Origin of the sequence: Sphingobacterium sp. FBM7-1 (assembly GCF_020687765.1) — a bacterium.
Taxonomy (GTDB): Bacteria; Bacteroidota; Bacteroidia; order Sphingobacteriales; family Sphingobacteriaceae; genus Sphingobacterium.
In genome coordinates this window covers 372,158-393,905 of sequence record NZ_JAJEWJ010000002.1, presented here as the reverse complement: position 1 = coordinate 393,905, position 21,748 = coordinate 372,158, and the positions used below count along the sequence as shown (strand labels likewise).

The following is a 21,748-nucleotide window of genomic DNA, read 5'->3' as shown; positions in this document are numbered from 1 at the left end:
CACCATAACAAACCATGGTCATGATTACAAAAGAACAAATATTACACGCTTTGAGTCATGTCGACGACCCCGACCTCAAGAAAGATCTGGTCACGCTCAACATGATTCAAAACATCGAAATTCTGCCCGACAAAATCAAGTTCGATGTGGTATTGACTACGCCCGCATGCCCCATGAAAGGGCCGATCGAACATGCCTGTCGGAATGCGATTGCTCTATTTGTCAGCAAAGAAGTGGACGTAGATATTAACATGACTTCTCGCGTTGTAGGTGTAGAATCTGCCCAGCTAGAAGGCATTAAAAATATCATCCTAGTTTCTTCTGGCAAAGGCGGAGTCGGTAAGTCTACCGTTGCCAGCAACCTCGCTTTAGCTTTGGCGGAGAGTGGTGCCAAAACCGGATTATTAGATGCGGATATCTATGGTCCATCGCTCCCGCTGATGTTCGGATTAGAGGGCACACGTCCAGATTCTATTCAAGTTAATGGGAAACAGAAAATTGCACCGGTAGAAAAATTTGGATTAAAGCTATTGTCCATCGGCTTTTTTACCGATCCCAACCAGCCCATACCGTGGCGGGGCCCTATGGCCACATCCGCTATCAAGCAACTCTTTGGCGATGCCCACTGGGGTGAGCTAGATTACTTAGTTGTGGACATGCCGCCGGGAACGGGTGATATCCATATTACTGTAGCCCAGTCCTATCCTATTTCCGGCGCGGTTATCGTTACCACCCCGCAACAAGTAGCCTTGGCGGATACGATGAAAGGTATGGCGATGTTCCGTATGGAAGGTATCAATATCCCTATTATCGGTATTGTGGAGAATATGGCCTATTTCACGCCGGCAGAATTACCGGACAATAAATATTATATCTTTGGCAAAGATGGCGGGAAACGTTTAGCAGCAGACAATAACGTTCCGTTTTTAGGCGAAATACCTTTAGTAAAAGCGGTTGCCGATGCGGGTGACAATGGCTTCCCGGTTCTTTTGGATGAAGATGAACCTGTTGTCCACGCCTATAAAGAAATAGCAGGCCGTGCAGCGCAAGAATTGAGTATACTTGCGAATAAAGTCGGTTAAGCTCCAAAAGCTCCGTAGTAGCCAGCGCCGATTAATGCGGCCTGGCTATTCAAGATAACGCGAACAGGTACTTTCTCTAGCAAATGCCCCATACGCGCATTTTGGATAAACTGCTTTCGGAAAAGATCTTTTTTCAATAACGGAAATATTCTTGGCGGAATCCCGCCTCCTAGCCAAAGCCCGCCTACCGCTTTATGCTTCAGCACCAAGCTAGCAGATTCACGCGCCATATAGCTTACGAACAAATCCATCGCTAAACTACAAGTAGCATCCAACTCCCGCATAGCCGCATGGCTGATCACTGCGGCCGGATTATCGCTATTTTTAAAATTCTCCTTCAACCAAGCAGGCTCCTTATGGCCTTTGGCATCTCGAAGGAATTTATAGATCCGGTATATTCCTGGTCCCGATACCACATGCTCCCAGCTGATAATTTCATCTTCTTGCTGTAAATACTTCAATAATTCCACATCGAGATCTGTACGCGGGGCAAATTCACTATGACCACCTTCCGTTGCAAAAGGGCGATGGTAAGCTCCATCCCAAAATATTCCCGCTTCGCCCAATCCTGTTCCGGGTGCCAACACCGCCATATTACCTGAGATCGTCGCTGAACTTTCAAACAAGGATACTGTATCTTCCGCACTTAATCCTACCAAACCATAGGCCGTCGCTTCCAGATCATTGATAATCGAGACTTTTTCGATATTAAATGCTGCCTGTAAAGACACCGCGTCCAGTTCCCAAGAGAGATTGGTTAGGGATACCCTATTCTCCAAGACGGGACCCGCAACACCGATCGACAAAACCTCCGGGATATCCAGATTACCCCCAGCTAGAAATTTTTGCAAAATCTCCTCAAACGTACCCAGCGAACGCGACCCAAACGTTTCTTCCCGTATTAGCGTCAACTTATTACCGTTTACCTCGAAAACACCAAAACTCGTTTTCGTCCCACCAATGTCGACAGCCAAAATATTTCTTCTGGTTTGCGCCTCCTTATCTCTTCCCGGTAAATAAAATCTATGTGACATAGCTGTTGCGATTGATACGCTATAATACGAATATTTCTCTACCTGTACAAGTCTCTTACGAACGAAGGAGCTAACCTTTATATTTTTAACGGAGAGGCTTTTTGATAGCGTATTGGAATAGATATTATATCACCTTGTACCAAGGTAACACCCGTGTACCACTTCGTTCCAACTCTTGATCACCTGCATAGACCAAATGTTGATTGACAATATGGGGAGAAGCTATCGTAGAAAAATGTTTTAGATTTTTAAACAGTTCGCTACTCAGTGTTTGCGTTGATTTAATCTCATAAATATCAAATTCTTGAGCAGATTTAAGGAGGAGATCTATTTCCAGTCCATTATGATCCTGCCAAAAATAATAATGCAGGTGCCTATAACGATGTTCATTTATTTTCTGAAAATTAGCTACGACAAAATTTTCAAAAATATTACCTTTTAATCTATTCAGCAGAAGTTCTTCCGGCTCTCTAATCTCCAATAAATGTGTTAATAAACCTGTATCGTAGAAAAATAACTTCGGTGTTTTTACTAAACGCTTGCTAAAGTTTTCATGATAGGGATATAGTAAAAAAACGATATAACTACTCTCCAAAATAGATAACCAAGCTTTTGCAGTAGGTTGAGAAATGTTGCATTCATTTGCCAATGCATTTAAATTCAAAAGCTGACCGGCACGTGTCGCACATAGTCTCAGAAAGGTTCGAAAACCATTCATATCTCTGATATTAATCAGTTGGGTAACATCTTTTTCCACATAAGTCTGGACGTAATTCGTATAAAAATTTGTAGGGGAAATTCCACGATGATAAATAGCCGGATACCCTCCGGAAATACAAGCTTGCGCATAATTGTCGGATAGAATATTGGCTTCCACCATTTCTTCCGTATCCAATGGAAGAAGGCGAAATAGTGCTACCCGTCCCGCAAGCGACTGCGTTATATGTTTCATGAGGTGGAAGTTCTGTGAGCCCGACAATATGTATTGTCCCATCATACCAGAATCATCTACTATCGTTTGCAGATAAGAAAACAACTCCGGCACATGTTGTACTTCATCCAATATGACTTTTCCTTTATACAGACGAAGAAATCCATTCGGATCTTCGGCAGCAAATGCCCGGTTATCAGGATTTTCTAGAGAAACATAAGTATACTCCGAAAAAAGTATCTTTAACAAAGTTGTTTTACCGGACTGACGTGGTCCTGTTATCGCGATAATGGGAAATTGCTGCGCTAATTTCCCAACCTCCATCGTTAATGTCCTGGCTATCCATTCTTCCATATTCCTCTAAATATATAATAAAGATATATACAATTTTGAAATTTCCGAACACAAATTTTGAAATTTCACACCCTATATTTTGAAATTTCTGAACATAAACTTTGAATTTTTGATATAAACCTTTAATCCTATATATCACAAACCCATACGGAAATGCAATGTCGGCGAACGAAAGTGTAGCATCGGCGGACGGAAGTGTCACGTCGTCGTCCGCCGACATCGTTTCGTTGCCTTACCTGATGAAATTTCCAGCCATCTTGTTTACATCGGTGTACGGGATGACCATTCCAGTGCCCAACATGTATGTATTGCCGTATACCGTGAACGTTTTGATGTACAGAAGTTGCTTCCCAGCGTACGGGGACATTCGCAAGAAGGACGAAAGTATCCTAACTATGCATAGAAGAAGAGTTTCCCTGCACAGAGAAATAAGCAGAAAGACCATCTTTATTACTTCCCCGAACGGATTGACCACATTTCCGTGCAACGACATTATGTCGTTGCCTGACGAACTGTTCAAGCCGTACGACGACATGACATCGGCTTACGGGAAAACAACAAACAATCGTCGCTTTGTCGCTATGTACATGTACATGTGGCTACCCGCACGGGACAATTAGATTTTGTTCCTTGACAAAGCGACTATGTCCGGTGCGTTGTTCATTTTGTCAGGGTAGATTGCGCGTATGTTCGCTGCCTATTGGACTAAGTACTGTCTCTTTACAATGCATGCACGCTACAAGTCTATTTTGTACAGTGACATGCCGGTGATGTCACGCAACAAATACGGTATGTAACGTGACATAGCCGACAACTACATTGACTTGTTGATTATGTCACTGTACATAGACGTTAACTACATTGCGGGAAACGCTATGTACATGGACGGCGAGGCTATGTACATGTACAAAATGGGGGATTTATCATCGATTAGAAGGGAAGAATCTATAGAGATATTGGAAATTAAACATAAATACAATACCGAATAATCATAATAATTCAGGATTGCAATCGTTAACTATCATAATAATACGGGAATGAGATTTAATTTAACTCGGAGTTTAAGGTTACATCCCCAACCAAATTGTACTTTTCCCAACGCAAAACACCCTTACCCTTTGTCAGCACCAGCAATTCTCCTCGCCACACCTGTTAAACGGCCGAAAATACTCGTCTCCATCACTACCAACATCCTTTAATAACCAATTCTTACGATTAAAACGAACCTGAGCAACGCAGCGGCTACTAAATTCGTCATACATTTAATTCAGCTTATTTTTCTCCGAATCAGGCTTTAATTCATCGGGACTATCTTTGGTGTACGTATCAAATATTTCGCGAGATGGTGTCAAAAACACATCCTTGATAATTTGCATACTAAGTTCATCTTTCGGATTGAATTCATCAGATTCCATATAACGCTGTAAGGAAAGAAACAATTGTCTGGAGGCCGGTTTGTTTTGAACATCGGGACCAAGGTCTGCGCTGCTCACGACAATCTTTCCATTGCCCACTTTTGCTTCGTAGACTAACGCTAGTCGGCGGTTTAAAAACCAGGTGTCAATAGGTTGGATCAACGGACGAAAATCGGCAGGGAAGTCTTCGATATTCATCACCTCGGCACGATGCTGTATATCCCACCATTGCAAATCACTGTGAAAACTTGTCGGAAAATCGGCAAAGGCCAGACTTTCGTCCTGAATCAACATACCCGTAACATGTGGGGGGCGCATTTTAAACCAGGAGGTATTCCAAAACACAGGAAGAAAATGCATTTCGATTTCTTTCCCTTTCACGATCTTTCCCGAGGCATTTAAGAATACTTTCCCGCCATTTTTCAATACGGTTTCGGCTTGTTCATCCAATGTTGTCGTATAATATACAGACGATGCTCTTTCCTGCCGCTCGTTGGGATACACCCAAAAATTCCAGTCATTAGCGAAAGATGTACCATCCACCTGTACTTCTAGATTTAATTTAGCCGGATTTTTGATCTTGTTTAAAGGAATCGTTATATGGCCAACCGACAAACCATTTCCCTGTGCAAAAGTTTGTGCCTCAAAACGCCCCTCTTCGAATGTCTGCGCATCGGCATCCCGGATTATCCAACTGACCACCGCATCTGTCAAGGGCGCCTTACCCGCATGGAAAAGTGCGATGTCGGCCTCGAACGTCTCTTCATTCGTAAACACGAACTTCTGGACTTTCGCTAAAGGCACCGTTTCATTACAGAAGCGCGCATATTCCTGCGCAGATATATAGCCCTTTTCCTCCCAGAAGGCATCCAGCACGCCGACCAATGCCGTCCCTTGCCCGGGAAAATCCTGCAATCCTAACAATTGGAATCCGGCATACTCCGGTGTTCGCAGCATTTTTTCAATTTCGTGCTTATAAGCAAGCGCCTGCAACATCCCTGAAGCGTTTAAAAAGTCATTGGCCTGATCGCCCATGTGCTGATCCGCCAAGATTTGACGAAACATCTCCATGTTTTTGGCTTTATAAACACCTTTGTATTTTTTGATTTCCTCAAAATTGGGGTATACACAGTATTGTCCATTTTCATGTGCTATAAAAGGAACGTCAAATGGCGAGATTCCTGCACTGAAATCGGAATGGGATTCAGGCATTCTATTCCATGCTAATCCGCGAACACCTCCTCTTACCTGAAATTCAGCATTCGGCACTACCGGCCAACTCCCCCCTACGGACATACCCGTGTACACCCGCCTGTCGTCGCGCGCCTTCCAAAAGTCAACAAAATCATTCAGGTATTCCACTTGGTTGCCTGCGGGTTCATTCCCGGCAGCCAGCATCGTAAAGGACGCATAATTGCCATAATGTTTAACTATTCTCATACTTTCATCGTACAAAAATTGGTCTACCGGCTCGCCCAGTCCGATTTTGGGACCATGGTTGGGCCAGCTTGGTGCTTCCGGTTGCAGATAAAGCCCAATTCTGTCCGCAGCGATAAAGGCAGCTTCCGGAGGACACCAAGAATGAAAGCGCACATGGTTTAAACCGTGCGCTTTGATTGTCCGGAAGATCTTTTCCCAAGCATCCACGGTTGTTGCCGGGTAACCTGTGAGCGGGAATTCGCAGTTGTTGAGTGTACCGCGTAGGAATACCGGCCTGCCATTGATCAGAAATTGCTTTCCCTCAATACGAAACTCACGCATACCAAATTGAACTTCTTTTGTAGTTTCTCCGACATTGGTGGAAAGCTTGACGGATAATTTGTACAATGCGGGATCAAACTCATCCCAGGTAAGCATGCCCGGCCCAAAAGCCAGTTCCATCTCCAGGGTATCGGATCCCGATATCTTGGTCTTCGCGGTGATTGCTTTCGTTTTGTCCGAACGGCTTGTATTGAAGCTTTGTGCGGATATTGTCACTTTGCCCGCTACCTCCTTGGCTGTGGTATTATTTAACTTCATTTGCACACGGGCTTTACGATTGTTAATGTCAGGAAAGATGTCTATCTCTTCGATGTATACAGGAACATATGATGCTAAAGCAATTTTCCCAATGATACCATTCCAGTTCCCTTGGGTATGATCACTAATACTATGCGAATCGGGCCCCACGTTGATCTCTTTAATGCTATTGTCGACGCGTATAGAGATACGATTTTCGCCCGAAGTGAGGAATGAACTAAGATCGTATATATGGGGAGCGACTAAAGAATTCCGCAGACCCACTTCCTGATCGTTAATCCATACCCTGGTTTCCGTATGTGCTCTTTCTAAATGGAGGACGATGCGTCGTCCTTCCCAATTTTTGGGAATATGCACTTCTTTTTGGTACCAGGCGGCTCCCACGTAATGTTTAGCTGGTGTAAGCCAAAAGGGAATATGGATATTCCCCGGTTGTCGAAATTTTTCCAATTTAGGGTTGTAGTAGAAGGAACTGTCATAAATCGATCCTGTCCATTTCGTTTCTAATGTTATTTCGTCGCCCATTAAGCTTTCAGCCATAGATCCCGGTAGCTTTATAACAGCAGAAAGGTTTCGGTTATACCACTGCTCCGTTATGCCTACGTCATGCCGATCGATTTCAAAACGCCAATTACCTGCTAAGGAGATCACATCATTTCCATAACCATAAGATATGCAGAGACAGAATAAATACAAACAGGAGATCATAAGCTTCTTCATAGCGATGTTTTTTTTAAATAAGACGGATTTCATTGTTTATTGCGGTTAGCCACAAAAATGGAAAATAAACGCTCTTAGACAAAAGTATAGAGAACGCTACAGAATAGAAATGGATAATATATTGAAAAGAATGTAATATCCTATGATTCCCTCCTACTTATTGGATGGATCAATTTCGTTATAGCGATTTCGATATTCTCGAGGGCTTAGTCCCATTTCTTTAAAAAAAGCTTTTGATAAATGAAAGGGATCATAAAAGCCAAGTTTAAACGCGATTTGCTTAATCTTTAAATCGGAAAATTGCAAATAATAACAGACCCGTTGGATTTTTAACTGATTATAATATTCAATAGGCGAGAAGGATGTTCCCTGCACAAAGAGTGCATTTAAATGGGAAGTCGAATACCCAACAGCATCGGCTATATCTTTTAAGCTGATCTTATGCTCCAAATTATCCCGCATATAGTATATACAATTTTGAATCACATCATCCCGCTCAAATTTATTGGTTTCCTGAAATTGTGGCATATACTTAAATGAAGCAAGAAAATACATAAAACAAAACGTAATATATTCCATGTTCTCCTGGCTATAACCCATTTCCAAATTTTTGTAAACCTCTTCAAAAAGTTGGATTCTATCGGTAAATCTATTGGTCGTTGTATCCGATATGCTAAGTACTTTTCCAAATATAGAAGTAAACATCACGGCATTCTCTCCTTTGAAATGCAGCCAATAAATGCTCCAAGGGTCATTCACATCCGCTCCATAAGCATGTCGCTGTTCGGCTGGAATGATAAAAGCCTGATGCTCATGCAGAAGAAATTGCTCGCCGTTATAGTCGATCCAACCACTTCCCTTCTCGCAATAAATCAATACATACTCAGTCGTTCCCTCACGGCGCTCTCGATAGTGATATCGGGCATTGGGATAATACCCGATGTGGGTCACGTATAGTTGTTTGGTTATCGGATTCGCAGCTTGTATGTCTCGAATCACATACGGTGTGATAATCGCTTTTTCCCCTTTGAATCCATCTGCTTTGCTCTTGTCCATATTATTTTTTCCATAAAATTTAAAATTAGGCTTTTTTTACATGTTTTACATTTTATCTTGCATCTTTAGCACAAATTATAGTCATACATTTGAGTTGATTATAAATCTATGTGAATCTTTATGGCAGCAGAAAAAAAAATAAAAAAAAGCTTTTTATACATGATTACCTTTATATCGGCCATGGGCGGGCTGTTATTCGGCTATGACTGGGTCGTAATTGGTGGTGCGAAGCCCTTTTATGAAGCATATTTCGAGATTGTCGACTTCCCTAATATGCAAGGTTGGGTGATGGGGTCTGCTATAATAGGTTGTCTGATCGGCGTTTTCATGACGGGGTTTCTAGCCGATAAGTTTGGACGAAAGCCCCTCTTGTTTATTTCGGCACTCATATTCATTATTTCTGCATACGGAACCGGAGCCGTGGAGGATTTGACCCTATTTATTATTTTCCGCGTAATCGGCGGTATCGGCATCGGTATTGCTTCCAACTTATCACCGATGTACATTGCAGAGGTTGCTCCAGCAAATATTCGCGGAAAACTGGTGTCTATTAACCAGTTAACTATCGTGATTGGCATATTACTGGCCCAGGTGGTGAACTACCTCATCGCGGAACCTGTCGGCCCGGGCGAACAGCTGATCGATACCTGGAACGGCCAAAGCGGATGGCGGTGGATGTTTTGGTCCGAAGGGTTTCCGGCTATCCTTTTCTTTATACTGCTTTTTACATTACCGGAGAGTCCTAAGTGGCTCATGTCACGGGGCAGAATGAAGGATGCGGCTAAAACATTAGTAAAAATTGGAGACGAAGAATATGTAAAGGCCGAATTGCAGGCATTAAATCAAGTAAATCAGGCCGTACAACCAAAAAATAACTATGCGGCATTGTTTAAAGGAAAAATGCCTAAAATTTTATTAATCGGTATGGTGATCGCCGCTTTTCAACAATGGTGTGGTATTAATGTAATTTTCAACTATGCCGAAGAAATTTTCTCCGCTGCTGGATATGGTGTTTCGGATATTCTTTTCAATATCATTATTACGGGCATTACCAATTTAATATTCACCATAATCGGCATGTATACGGTTGACAAACTCGGCCGGAGAGCTTTATTAATTTTCGGTTCGCTAGGTTTAGCAAGTATATATACGCTTTTGGGGGCATGTTATTATTACCAGTTTTCGGGTATTGCCGTACTCGTACTGGTTATGTTGGCAATAGGCTGTTATGCGATGACCTTGGCACCCATCACATGGGTGGTGATTTCAGAAATATTCCCCACGAAGATCCGGGGAGCCGCCATGGCGATTTCGACGTTTTCACTCTGGACGGCTTGCTTTATCTTGACCTATACTTTTCCACTTTTAAATGCATCGTTGGGTGCCTATGGGACATTTTGGTTATACGGTGTGATCTGCGTTCTAGGCTTTTGGTTTATCAAGAAAAACTTAACCGAGACGAAGGGCAAAAGCTTGGAGCAAATTGAACAAGAACTGACACAATAATACTTAGTATTTCAAACATATAAAATACATGGAAACTATTACAGCATATCTGATTCGTTCTACCGTGAACGAATCAAATGTAGTCAAAGCATGGGAAGAAGATGTTCTGCTCCCCACGTACCAAATAGGCGAAGAAGAAAAGAACCCCATGTTTTTGGAAAAACGCGTGTATCAAGGAAGCTCAGGCGTCGTATATCCATACGCTGTCGTGGAAAAAGTTTCCGAAGAAAAAAAGGATAAAGCCTATCACGCTATTTTTATCGAGAACGAATACATAAAAATCATGATCCTACCCGAACTGGGCGGGCGCGTACACATGGCTTACGATAAGGTTAAACAGCGGCATTTTGTTTATTACAATCAAGTCGTCAAACCTGCGTTAGTCGGTTTAACTGGACCATGGATATCCGGAGGCATCGAATTTAACTGGCCACAACATCACCGTCCGAGCACTTTCCTGCCGACAGATTCCTATATCGAACAAAACGCCGATGGGAGTGTAACCGTTTGGTGTAATGAGGTAGAACGTTTATTCCGCATGAAAGGGATGCAAGGGTTTACCGTTTATCCGGACAAGGCCTACCTCGAGATCAAAGTCAAGGTTTATAACCGCACCGTTTTGCCACAGACATTTTTGTGGTGGGCAAATCCGGCGGTTGTGGTTAATGATTCGTATAAATCCGTATTTCCGCCCGACGTACACGCGGTATTCGATCATGGCAAACGGGATGTATCCAGCTTTCCCATCGCTACAGGCATATACTACAAGCAGGATTACTCCAGTGGCGTAGATATTTCAAAATACAAAAACATTCCAGTTCCTACTTCGTACATGGCCATCCAGTCTAAATATGATTTCGTAGGCGGCTATCAAGACGATCAACAGGCCGGACTCCTGCATGTCGCCAATCATCATGTATCGCCCGGTAAAAAACAATGGACATGGGGTAATGGGGATTTTGGACAAGCATGGGATAGAAACCTGACCGATGAAGACGGCCCCTACATCGAATTGATGACGGGCGTGTATACCGATAATCAACCAGATTTTACCTGGATACAACCTAATGAGGAAAAATCTTGGGTGCAATACTTCATGCCGTATGCGGAAGTTGGATATGTAAAAAATGCTTCCAAAGATGCCATTGTCAACCTCGAATTAGAAGGGAAAACAGCACAAATTACCCTTTATACGACGTCTAGATTTGAAAACCTGCGTGTCCTACTTCGTTCAAGCGACGGCACGGTATTACTAGAAGAAACGACATCTACCAGCCCGCTAAAAAGTTTTCAAAAGAACGTTCTCGTTCATGAAGATAAGATAGAGAACCTCATTCTCGAGGTGATATCATCTGCCGGAAAAACGTTGGTTTGTTACCAAGCAGAGGCCTCACGGATCGAACCGATACCTGAGCCGGCTAAAGCAGCTAAGGATCCGAAAGAAATTGCTTCTATCGAGCAGCTGTTCTTGACCGGGCAGCATCTGGAACAGTACCGACATGCCACGTATAATCCACTTGATTATTACAACGAAGCACTCCAACGAGAGCCTGACGACACGCGATGTAATAATGCCATTGGTTTGCTGTTGCTACGCCGAGGGCAATTTGCCAAATCTGAACCCTACTTTCGAACAGCTATAAAAACCCTAACAGAACGAAATCCTAATCCCTACGACGGAGAAGCTTATTACAATCTTGGCATTTCGCTCAAATTCCAAGGACGACTTGACGATGCCTATTCATCCTTGTTCAAAGCGACTTGGAACGCTGCCTCCCAAGGTTCTGCTTATTTCTCCTTAGCACAGATCGACGCGATACAGCAAAACTGGGACGTTGCTTTAGAAAACATAGACCATGCATTGGTCAAGAATTGGCATAACCATAAAGCGCGTCAACTAAAAACAAGTATCCTCCGAAAATTAAGCAGAACGGACGAAGCATTACAATGGATATCAGACTCCTTAGTGCTCGACAAGTTCAATATAGGCTGTCTCGTTGAAAAATACTTGATCACCCATGACACGAGCGATTTGCATGCCTTTCAGCGTCTATTGTCTCAATCCATACATACCTATATTGAATATGCATTGGATTACGCCAACGCCGGATTGTATGATGAAGCCATTGCTTTGTTACAACATAGTATCGAAGACGAAAACAATGTCTATCCTATTGTTTACTATGCGATAGGTTACTTCTACAAGCAACTCAAGGATGGTATCAAAGCCAAAGAATACTACAAAAAGGCTTCCTCTATGTCTCCCGAAAAATGTTTCCCGAATAAGCTGGAGGAAATTAATATGCTTACAGATGCCGCACAGACCAATCCAGAAGATTCTTTTGCGCCTTACTATTTAGGCAATTTTTGGTATGCCAATCGTCAATACGATGAAGCACGAACATCCTGGGAAAGATCTATTCAATTAAACGGCCTATTTCCAACAGCATTACGAAATCTCGCATTGGCCTATTACAATAAATTTGACAAAAAAAATGAAGCGAAGGAATTATTGGAAAAAGCATTTTCGCTGGATCCAACAGATTCCCGTATTTTCATGGAGCTCGATCAGCTTTACAAGAAATTAAATGCTTCTCACGAATCAAGGCTCGCTTTGTTTCATAAATATCCCGAATTGGTTGAACAACGGGACGATCTTTTAATAGAGCAAATTACCCTCTACAATCAGACGGGCCAGTATGCGTCCGCGAAGGAGATGATAGACCGTCACACTTTTCATCCATGGGAAGGTGGCGAAGGCAAGATTACCAAACAATATACCATCTGTCGGGTTGAACTGGCAAAACAAGAAATCAAAAAAGAAAACTATCGGGAAGCACTTCAGCTATTACACGAAATCGACAGCTACCCACATCATCTTGGCGAGGGGAAGCTAGCCAATGCCGAAGAGAACGACATCCAATATTATAAAGGCATTGCCTATGCGGGTCTAGGTGATCAAGAGCAATCGGTATATTTTCTTCATTTGGCAACCGTAGGCTCGCAAGAACCTCAGCAAGCTTTTTTCTACAATGATCAACAACCAGATAAGATTTACTATCAGGGATTGGCTTATCAAGCATTGGGTTTAGAAGATAAAGCCAAGAGTCGATTTAACAAATTGATCGCCCATGGTAAAAAACATCTCTTCGACACCTGCCGTATCGATTATTTTGCGGTGTCCCTACCTGATTTAGCCATTTGGGAAGACGATTTGGATGTACGTAACCGAATACATTGCTATTATGTAATAGGACTGGGAGAACTGGGACTGGGAAATGTCGAAGAGGGGAAAAAATATCTCGAAAAAGTACTGCAACTCGATATAAACCACACGGATTGCCATTTAATATTAAAGGAGTACGAAAGAATAGCGCAAGCCTAAATGAAAATCAAACCATTAAAATACAGACACATGAAAATCAAAAAATCTTGTTCTTCCATCCTATTTGCGATCATGCTGGGCTTTCTTGTTTCTTGCAACACAGCAAACAGTAAGGCGCAGTCTCACAATATAAAAAATGATATCTTTTGGAATACAGCAGACGGAGAGCCGCTTTATAGCCAAGGGGGCGGTATCTTTAGATTTACAGATCCTAAAACCGGGGTGGAGAAATACTACTGGTATGGTGCTCAATACGAAGAATCTGAATTATATCGTCATGATCCATCTGTAACACAACCCAATGATAATTTTGTTTCCGTAACCTGTTATACATCGACCGATCTCGTGAATTGGAAATCAGAAGGAGATGTGCTTACCGTAGATGAGCTCAATAAGCATCATGGCAACACCAGTTGGGCAGGACGCTTGGGTGTCGCTTATCTCCAGGAGATCAATAAATATGCGATGTTTATACAGCATAATTCAGAATTATTGGTCACTGTTTCTGACCGTCCGAACGGGCCATTCACTTGGCATCAGCGGATAAACATGGAGAGCATGATCGGAACATCCAACACCGGTGACCAGACCGTATTTACAGATGAGGATACGGGGATATCTTATCTCGTGTACTCTCTCGGACGAGGACGGAGTAAAATTTATATATCAGAAATAGGCGTTAAAGATGGAAAAATCGGATTATTGGACTGCACACAGGTTTTCAAGGGAGAAGGGCGTGAAGGGAATTGCATGTTCAAGTACAAGGGCAAATATTACTTATTCGCCTCCAATCTTTACGGTTGGGATTCGTCTTACGCTTATTATCTAGTAGCGGATGATATAAGAGGCCCTTATTTACCGACCAATGAGATGCTGATAGCGCCCGGCAGTATGGATGATTACGCGCACGTATCGCAAACCGGCTTTTTTGTTAACGTAAAAGGAAGTAAGCAAGAGACGGTTGTTTTTTGCGGCGATCGTTGGGCTAACTTTGCCGGAAATGGCCTGGGATATAACCAATGGTGTCCACTTTCGTTCGATGGCGAAACGCCATATTTCAATTCGCTAAACTCGTGGGATCTGAATGCTGTCACTGGTGAGTGGGAAGTTGCTGCAGACAACGACTACGTTAAGAATGGTAGTTTTGAAGCCGATCGTCGTTACATTCCCAGCAGCGAAAAGCCCATACAGGAGCAGTTACTGGGCTGGGTAACGAAAGTGTACGAAGGCAATGCCATTGTTATTAGTGCCGCGGCGTCTCCCGTTCTCAATTATTTCAACACACAGGACGACAGGAAAGCTGTCGTGGGAGAAAAAAGCCTTCACATCAGTGACAAGGTTAAATTCAAAAGAAAGGTCTATCAAATCATCGAATCTAGCCCATACGTGAAATTGGCAGACGGGACATACACATTATCCGCAAAAATAAAAAACAACAACGGTTTCGAAAAACTGGAAATGTATGCTGAAAGTGCAGGAAAGGTAGATCGGTTAAAAATCACAGCGGAAAATCCAGCATGGGTGCCTATTAAACTTGAAAAAATAGCCGTAAAAAACGGCAAGGTAGAGATCGGGTTCTTGGCGGATGGGATTGCCGGTGCGAGTTGCCTGATTGATGATGTGTCTTTTATAAAGGCAGATTGATCATCCCCGATACAACTTAATGATGGTGTGTTTTTCGTGAATTCAAAAACACGCCATCATGTATCAATTTTCTTCCACACTTTTCCGAATCACGGCCTCACCGGTTACGCCTGTGATATTTAATCCCGAAAGATCCACATTATTGGCATATTGAATGGTGAATCCTTTTTTTGCTTCGATATGGCAATCGATAAACTGCACGCCTTGAATGGGACTATCTTATGTTCAACAATGATAGTGGGCTCTTCGATCCAATCGTAAGAAACAATACTACCCAACGGCGTATAGAAATAACCCATTCCCGCTGCATAAAACACACTGCTCGTCTTGAGTTTTAGGAAGTCTATATCCGGCAAACTACCATCCGACAATCTCGGCCTCAAAAGCTGGGCCTCATCCAAACTCAAGAAATCGTTCGCCGTTACCTCTATATTCACCGGTAAAAAGGAGTTATTGCTTAGCTGAGATAGCGCCTAATTAACATTGACGATATGTTGGCCAGCAGTACGCGGACTATAAGATAAGTTATGGCGGATAATATGTCCATACCCATTCACATCTACCGCTTCCTCTCTGGACTTCCGAGTCAACATATTAAAATTAGACGGATTCCGATATCCCGTATTATTCTCCCATAAGATCCCCCCTAAATGATGGTTCGCATATAAACCTTGATTACGGTTTTGGAAAGCAATATTATTTCGGACAACATGCATGGGTATCGTGGTAGGTGCGTCGGCATTTTCCCCCATACCATACCCCCCTGCTTTTATCCCTGTTCCATCTCCCGCTGTTTCAAATGTCCCGGGCTTATACCCGTTGTAAAACGCCCAACAGTTTTCAATGGTATACGCAGCATAGGCACTAATAAGATCAAAACCGTCGTCACTGTTCCACCATGCCCGGCAGCCGCGGAACACATTTCCCGTACTCGTCGTGTTGGTGGGGTGTCCACCAAAACCATCCACGTTTCCGCCGCGACCACCGTCCGAGATATAATCCCAGTTGTTGTACGCGTCACAGTTTAAAACAAGGTTATTCGAGCCTCTCACCAAATAAAAGCCGATCGCCATACCGTCATGCATGGCGAGGTTTTCGTAAATATTGTTATTTCCGCCATCGTTCCGAAAACATTCCGACTGCGTATGTCCTACAATAGTCACTTGTGTGCCGATCACTTCAAAGTTTTTAAAGTGCAGATTAGAACCACTCACGTAAAAAACAATCACTCGCCGATCGGCAGGTTTTACCGCCGACATATCAAATATGGGACGTTCGCCTTCGTAGCCAAAATAATGGATTCGCTGGTTTTCGCTGGTGCCACTTTTGCTCATATCAAATACATGTGCCCAAATCCCGCTGGTTGGCGTCATGATCTGTTCCGGCTGAATGCGGTATGTTCCACCCCGGAAATAAACCGTATCACCTGGCAGAACTAAGGATTGCGCTTTGTTCAGCGTCGCAAACGGATCCGATAACGTACCGGCATTGCTGTCATCCCCGTCAACAGCAATGTAGTACGTACGTGCCGATAAGGAAAACCCCATCAAACACAGTGTTAATAAAATAAAAAAACGTTTTTCTTCATCGTTTAAGGTTTGAAAAATTATTCTCCTACTTCCCAATCAAATGGCAAGTACCAATTTTCCCGATTCATCAATTTGCTCCGTACCTCATCGGCTAGTGGATTTCCTTCTTTACTCAGCTTTTCATAAATTTTATCGGCTAAGAAAGAAGGATCATTACGCCGCATAGCAATCCGTACCAAATCTTCCCACCGGCTACCTTCGAATGCCATTTCCAAAGCTGCTTCTTCTACCAAATAGTCTTCCACCTGTAGCAAGCTATCTGCTGGATTAATCTCCCGTTCTGTCACATACGCTCTTCCCCGGACACCAGCATGCCGGTGCCAAGTTGCCCGAAAGCGTGGATTATTACCATTCCGTGCGTCAAAATCGTATGGAAACGGTAGATGCGTTTGCATGACATCCGTCTTATCCGTCACATTTGGATCATCGTAAGCACTACCTATCGAGCCGTTTAAGAAAGCTGCTGCAAGTTTATGGTGTCCATCCCGATTAGCGGCTTCGGCAAAACGCAAATGCAGTTTTGCCGCCCGATACAGATGCCATTTACCCCCACGTTGAAATTGATCAATAGGCAACATAGTTTCGATATCCGAAAATTCATCGGTATACTTCGTTACTACACCTTCCTCTCCGACCATGGAGACCGATAGATCCCGTCGCGCATCATAAGGCACGCCGTTGCGTTGGGTCTGGTTATTCCATAAATCGAACGACTCTTGGCTAGGCTTCAGCAAGTGCTCTCCGACACTGGCCGAAAATAAACCGATGAACGGATTCTGTGGGCTAAAACTACTACTAAAAGGTAAAGACCATACCCATTCTGTGTGCCACAATGCATCTTGAGAGCGAGAGAACATGGAGCGCCAGCCTTGTGTTTTGCTATTAATTAGTGTGCGTACATCCTGCTCCCGATAACGTAGATATCCTACAGCAATATCATCATTGGACGCAACTTCCGACCATTTAATTTTATACCGATCATATCGGTAGTTATCGTTCCCCAAATTATCATAACTAGTCATCACCAACTTATAGTATTCGGCCGCTTTTTGGTAATCGTTGTTCCACAAATGCAAATCTCCTAATAAGGCCTGCTTATTGATATAAAAACGTTCCATGATGTAGCCGTCTACTGTGTACATCAAGGACTCGGTATCTGCATACAATTGTTTGTAAGGTACTGCTTCCATATCAGCAATAAGTTTGGTCAAGAGCTGTTCAAACTCCAATAGCGGATATTTATTTTTATCCAATACCGCATCGGTGTCTTCCAGTGGATCCGTGATATAAGGCACCCGGCCAAAATGTATCCCCAATTGCAGGTATACCCAACTCCGTACAGCCATGATATCGGAATAACGTTGGTTATACTCTTCCGGTGTAAACTTATTCTCTGCGCGCATCACCTGAAAATTAGCCAATACGTCGTTACAATTCAGGATAACCTCGTAAAACTTACGCGGATTGGCGTAAGGGTTATCCACACTAATCGCTCCTACATCGTTCGTGTTAATCTCTTTTAGATAGGGATTTGCCCGATTGGTCACCGTTAATAGATCCGCGCGCAACTCGTTCCAGAGAACATGTTGCTCAGCAAGCGACAAAAGTTTTCCATAAATACCGATCACGGCGGCATCTGCATCGTAAATATTCCGGTACATCTGCTCCTTGACCAATACCTCCTCGGGTTCCACTTCCAGAAATTTGCTACAGGAAGGGAAAGCCAAACATGCTAATGCCGCATATAAGCCATATATCGTGGTACGTTTCATTTTTCTCGTTTTCATGTTAATTCTTCTAGCTATTTTCCTAAAATCCAGCTTTAATCCCCACCTGTATCGTTCTGAATTGTGGCGTCATACCGATATCTATACCTTGTGCATAAATCGAACTATTCGCACTAAATTCCGGATCGTATCCCAAATATTTAGACACCGTAAACAAATTATTGACCGTTAGAAATGCATCAAATGATTTCAGAATGTCATGGTTGACCGGCACATGGTAAGCAAAATTGATCGTCCTTAAGCGCAGGTACGAACCATCTTCTATCCAACGGTCGGAGAATTCTGCATTGTTTAGCGGATCGCCCCAATTTGCCCGTGGCATATTTGTCTGCTGTCCTTCTTCTTTCCAACGGTAATTCGCCGCGATACTTTGGTTATGATAAGAAGACACACTTTCCAAACGATGGCGGGTCGCATTGTACACATCGTTACCCAAGGAATAGGTGAATAGTGCATGCATCGAAAAACGTTTGTAGCGCAGCGTCGTGTGAAACGATCCGAACCAGTCTGGATTTGGGTTCCCGATTGCTACCCGATCCTTTTCATCAATAACATCATCCCCATTTTGATCCACAAAATGTACATCTCCTGCTTCAAAAGGCAACGAACTGCCATCCGTCAAGCGGCGACTTAGTTCAGTGTTGGCGGCGTCAGCCGCTGTTGCGAATATCCCATAGGTCTGCAAACCATAAAACTGGTTCGCCGCGCTCCCTTCTTGGGTAATCATGCGTGCGCCATAATAGGTCGCTTCAAAGGCTCCACCCGGCAGTGTCCCGACTTTATTCCGGGAAGTCGCTACTTGCACACCCATGTCCCATTTGGTATCTGGCTTATTAATCAGGCGAGCGGTTATGTTCAAATCCAATCCTTGGTTTTTCATGGTGGCCCCATTGGTAAAAGCTAGATCCATTCCGGTTTGTGCCGATAAAGCCTGATAGGTAATCACATCTTTAAACTGATGATTATATACATCCAAGGATAGATTCACCCGCTCTTTGGCGAAAGATACGTCCAAACCCACATTGGTTTTGAAAGCGCGTTCCCATTGTAAAGCCGGATTACCGATATTGCCCCGAATAAGACCTTGCACTCCTAGAAAGTTTTGAGAGATATAATAGGTACGCGCCGCATAGTCGCCGATATCATCATTTCCCGAAATGCCATAAGATGCTCGCAACTTAAAGAGGTTGATCGCGTCCGAACGGAAAAAATCTTCCGCGGATACGAGCCAAGCTCCGTGCAGCGCGGTGTTCAACGCATAAGCATCCTTACCCAATTTCAGCGCACCATGCTGTGCTTGCTGTCCGAAACGTGAGGAACCATCAACGGCCAAATCCCAACGCAACAGGTATCGCTCTTTGTACGCATAATTATTACTCCAGTAGGCGTTCACCCAATTTGCATTCCCGAATCCACCCCGAATCTGACGCAAGAGATTACTTCCTCCCGTCACGTTCACGTAATTATCGTTGGCCGTATTGAATGCTAAACCATAATCATACTCTGCGTTGCGCTGTTGCACCCGGAAACCAATCCGATTGTCCAAACGGTGATCCGTCCCGAATCTATTATGCGCACTGAAATAGGTTTCGTTAAATAAGTTAAAGAGCTTCCGATTCTGGATACCCGCTTCATTGCGGATTTCAGCCGTGGGCTGGTCTTCCGAAAACACGCCCAGCTCCGGCAAAAAGAAACTCTCCCGCCCTTTGTCGTAAACCAATCCCGCAATAGTACGTAAGGCATACCGATCATTAAACTGATAATTGAAATGTAAATTTCCAACAAAACGATAACTCTGGTTTTCCCCGATTGTTTTATCACTCACCAATACGGCTGGATTACTCTGATTAAAAACATCAATGTCCGCAAAAACCGGCGACATATTCCCTTGCTCATCAAAACCGTATGGCGCTAAGAACGGTGCTTTCGTATGTGCTTGAAAAAGCGGACTGGAATAGGAATCTACACCTTGATTGCGGATATCCTGTCGGTTATAGAAAAATGACAGATTACTCTGCATCGTAAATTTTTCTGACAAGGTCAAATCGCCGTTCAGACGCATGTTATAACGGGTTAGGTTATCATACTTTAACACGCCTTTGTCATTGGTATAACCAGCGGACAGTGCATACTGGGCAATGTTATCGCCCCCCGCTACTTTCAGGTAGTAGTTTTGATTGATGCTATGATCCATCACTTCTGATTGCCAATCCGTTTCATTCGTGTAGCTATAGCGTTCCGTATTTTCCGCATCCAACCTGTAATAAGGCAAGCGTCCAATAGAATCAGCACTCAATCCCTGCGTACTCAACAATTCCGACAGGTAACTGCGATACCCCCTGCTATCCATCAAAGGCAAGTTTTTCGGCTTGTTGTTAAAACCGGTTGTTGCCAAAAAATCAATCCGCGTGGCCAGTTCCTTTGCACGGGCTGTGGTAATAAAGATAACCCCGTTGCTTCCTTTAGTTCCATACAATGCCGACCCATCCTTTAATACCGAGATATTATCAATGTCCTTGACGTCGATATTTGCCAGTCCCGACTCGCTGTAATTCGCCAGCAACTCCGCGCTATAATCCTCGTCATCATAAAGTACACCGTCTACCACCAAAAGCGGCTTCGATGTCCCGTAAAACGAATTAATTCCTCGAAGGCTCAGTTGTGCACCGGTATTGGTCGTTCCCGAACTTCGCACCACATTTAAACCTGCGATTTTCCCTTGCAGAAATTGTGCGGTGTTATCGTTAGAGGTAGTCTTCCACTGGTATTTACCTAAATCTACCGTCTGCACGGCAGCGACCTGAGACAGTACACTTTGTTTTTCATTAAACATGATCGCTTCCTGACGGATGGGGTTATACCCTTCTTCATAGAGCCAGACGGCCAAATCAGACTCTCCACTCTTCGCGAATATGATCTTCTCCTGATACCCAACCGCACTGACCGTAATCTTGGCGTTCGCCGACGGCAGTTTAAGCGAGAAAGTTCCATCATCTTCCGTAATAGCGGCGGAGAATCCGACCACCTGTACATTGGCTCCTACTACCGGTGCCCCTGTATCCGCTGCGCGCACCGTTCCCGATACCGTATTTTCCTGTACAGCATCCGTCCTGATTTCAAATGTAACGGCCGGAGCGATCGCTCGCGCCTGCAACGCCCCTACCGACATGCAAGTAGCTAATGCCGCACCGCCTATAAATGTTTTATATATCAATTGCATCATCTA

General features: G+C 43.6%; 12 protein-coding genes and 1 pseudogene. 5 read left to right on the top strand and 8 right to left on the bottom strand.

Features of this window, described 5'->3' with window-relative positions; all coding sequences use genetic code 11:
* Positions 1-20 precede the first annotated feature (20 nt).
* Positions 21-1,082, top strand: coding sequence for an Mrp/NBP35 family ATP-binding protein (locus LKO28_RS05950; protein ID WP_227693793.1), 1,062 nt, complete (start codon positions 21-23; stop codon positions 1,080-1,082).
* Here LKO28_RS05950 and glk read toward each other — a convergent pair.
* Positions 1,079-2,116, bottom strand: a complete 1,038-nt coding sequence (gene glk, locus LKO28_RS05945) for a glucokinase (RefSeq protein WP_227693792.1) — start codon at positions 2,114-2,116, stop codon at positions 1,079-1,081. The two genes, LKO28_RS05950 and glk, sit on opposite strands and share 4 nt — an antisense overlap.
* A gap of 124 nt (positions 2,117-2,240) precedes the next feature.
* Complete coding sequence (locus LKO28_RS05940; protein WP_227693791.1) at positions 2,241-3,401, bottom strand: ATP-binding protein; 1,161 nt, start codon at positions 3,399-3,401, stop codon at positions 2,241-2,243.
* A 158-nt stretch (positions 3,402-3,559) separates the two neighbouring features.
* Between LKO28_RS05940 and LKO28_RS05935 the strand changes: the two genes are divergently transcribed.
* Positions 3,560-4,021: a hypothetical protein gene (locus LKO28_RS05935; protein WP_227693790.1), complete on the top strand. Its 462-nt coding sequence runs from the start codon at positions 3,560-3,562 to the stop codon at positions 4,019-4,021.
* Positions 4,022-4,663: 642 nt separating this feature from the next.
* Here the strand turns inward: LKO28_RS05935 and LKO28_RS05930 are convergent.
* Positions 4,664-7,555, bottom strand: a complete 2,892-nt coding sequence (locus LKO28_RS05930) for a sugar-binding domain-containing protein (protein WP_227693789.1) — start codon at positions 7,553-7,555, stop codon at positions 4,664-4,666.
* Positions 7,556-7,708: 153 nt separating this feature from the next.
* Positions 7,709-8,611: an AraC family transcriptional regulator gene (locus tag LKO28_RS05925; protein WP_227693788.1), complete on the bottom strand. Its 903-nt coding sequence runs from the start codon at positions 8,609-8,611 to the stop codon at positions 7,709-7,711.
* Between the two features lie 120 nt (positions 8,612-8,731).
* On the opposite strand from LKO28_RS05925, the gene LKO28_RS05920 reads away from it, so the two are divergent.
* Genes LKO28_RS05920 through LKO28_RS05910 form a run of 3 tightly spaced genes read left to right on the top strand, consistent with a single transcriptional unit; the run spans position 8,732 to position 15,146 of the window.
* Positions 8,732-10,117, top strand: a complete 1,386-nt coding sequence (locus LKO28_RS05920) for a sugar porter family MFS transporter (protein WP_227693787.1) — start codon at positions 8,732-8,734, stop codon at positions 10,115-10,117.
* Between the two features lie 28 nt (positions 10,118-10,145).
* Complete coding sequence (locus tag LKO28_RS05915) at positions 10,146-13,502, top strand: DUF5107 domain-containing protein (RefSeq protein WP_227693786.1); 3,357 nt, start codon at positions 10,146-10,148, stop codon at positions 13,500-13,502.
* A gap of 30 nt (positions 13,503-13,532) precedes the next feature.
* Entirely contained in the window at positions 13,533-15,146 is a 1,614-nt protein-coding gene (locus LKO28_RS05910; protein ID WP_227693785.1) for a family 43 glycosylhydrolase, read from the top strand.
* Positions 15,147-15,265: 119 nt separating this feature from the next.
* On the opposite strand, the pseudogene LKO28_RS05905 reads toward LKO28_RS05910, so the two are convergent.
* The 4 genes and pseudogenes from LKO28_RS05905 to LKO28_RS05890 form a co-directional block, all read right to left on the bottom strand.
* Positions 15,266-15,604 (bottom strand): annotated as a pseudogene (locus tag LKO28_RS05905) (rhamnogalacturonan lyase domain-containing protein); the annotation flags it as partial.
* Between the two features lie 15 nt (positions 15,605-15,619).
* Positions 15,620-16,693: a right-handed parallel beta-helix repeat-containing protein gene (locus tag LKO28_RS05900; RefSeq protein ID WP_227693783.1), complete on the bottom strand. Its 1,074-nt coding sequence runs from the start codon at positions 16,691-16,693 to the stop codon at positions 15,620-15,622.
* A gap of 59 nt (positions 16,694-16,752) precedes the next feature.
* Positions 16,753-18,522, bottom strand: a complete 1,770-nt coding sequence (locus LKO28_RS05895; RefSeq protein ID WP_227693782.1) for a RagB/SusD family nutrient uptake outer membrane protein — start codon at positions 18,520-18,522, stop codon at positions 16,753-16,755.
* A 22-nt stretch (positions 18,523-18,544) separates the two neighbouring features.
* Positions 18,545-21,745 carry a SusC/RagA family TonB-linked outer membrane protein gene (locus LKO28_RS05890; RefSeq protein ID WP_227693781.1) on the bottom strand — a complete coding sequence of 1,067 codons (3,201 nt, stop codon included), beginning with the start codon at positions 21,743-21,745 and terminating at the stop codon, positions 18,545-18,547.
* Positions 21,746-21,748 lie beyond the last annotated feature (3 nt).

What these genes read in the sequence shown, in the direction of transcription:
- LKO28_RS05950 (WP_227693793.1), top strand. Translation starts at nt 21, where the DNA reads ATGATTACAAAAGAACAAATATTACACGCTTTGAGTCATGTCGACGAC.
- glk (WP_227693792.1), bottom strand. Translation starts at nt 2,116, where the DNA reads ATGTCACATAGATTTTATTTACCGGGAAGAGATAAGGAGGCGCAAACC.
- LKO28_RS05940 (WP_227693791.1), bottom strand. Translation starts at nt 3,401, where the DNA reads ATGGAAGAATGGATAGCCAGGACATTAACGATGGAGGTTGGGAAATTA.
- LKO28_RS05935 (WP_227693790.1), top strand. Translation starts at nt 3,560, where the DNA reads ATGTCGGCGAACGAAAGTGTAGCATCGGCGGACGGAAGTGTCACGTCG.
- LKO28_RS05930 (WP_227693789.1), bottom strand. Translation starts at nt 7,555, where the DNA reads ATGAAGAAGCTTATGATCTCCTGTTTGTATTTATTCTGTCTCTGCATA.
- LKO28_RS05925 (WP_227693788.1), bottom strand. Translation starts at nt 8,611, where the DNA reads ATGGACAAGAGCAAAGCAGATGGATTCAAAGGGGAAAAAGCGATTATC.
- LKO28_RS05920 (WP_227693787.1), top strand. Translation starts at nt 8,732, where the DNA reads ATGGCAGCAGAAAAAAAAATAAAAAAAAGCTTTTTATACATGATTACC.
- LKO28_RS05915 (WP_227693786.1), top strand. Translation starts at nt 10,146, where the DNA reads ATGGAAACTATTACAGCATATCTGATTCGTTCTACCGTGAACGAATCA.
- LKO28_RS05910 (WP_227693785.1), top strand. Translation starts at nt 13,533, where the DNA reads ATGAAAATCAAAAAATCTTGTTCTTCCATCCTATTTGCGATCATGCTG.
- LKO28_RS05900 (WP_227693783.1), bottom strand. Translation starts at nt 16,693, where the DNA reads ATGGGGTTTTCCTTATCGGCACGTACGTACTACATTGCTGTTGACGGG.
- LKO28_RS05895 (WP_227693782.1), bottom strand. Translation starts at nt 18,522, where the DNA reads ATGAAAACGAGAAAAATGAAACGTACCACGATATATGGCTTATATGCG.
- LKO28_RS05890 (WP_227693781.1), bottom strand. Translation starts at nt 21,745, where the DNA reads ATGATGCAATTGATATATAAAACATTTATAGGCGGTGCGGCATTAGCT.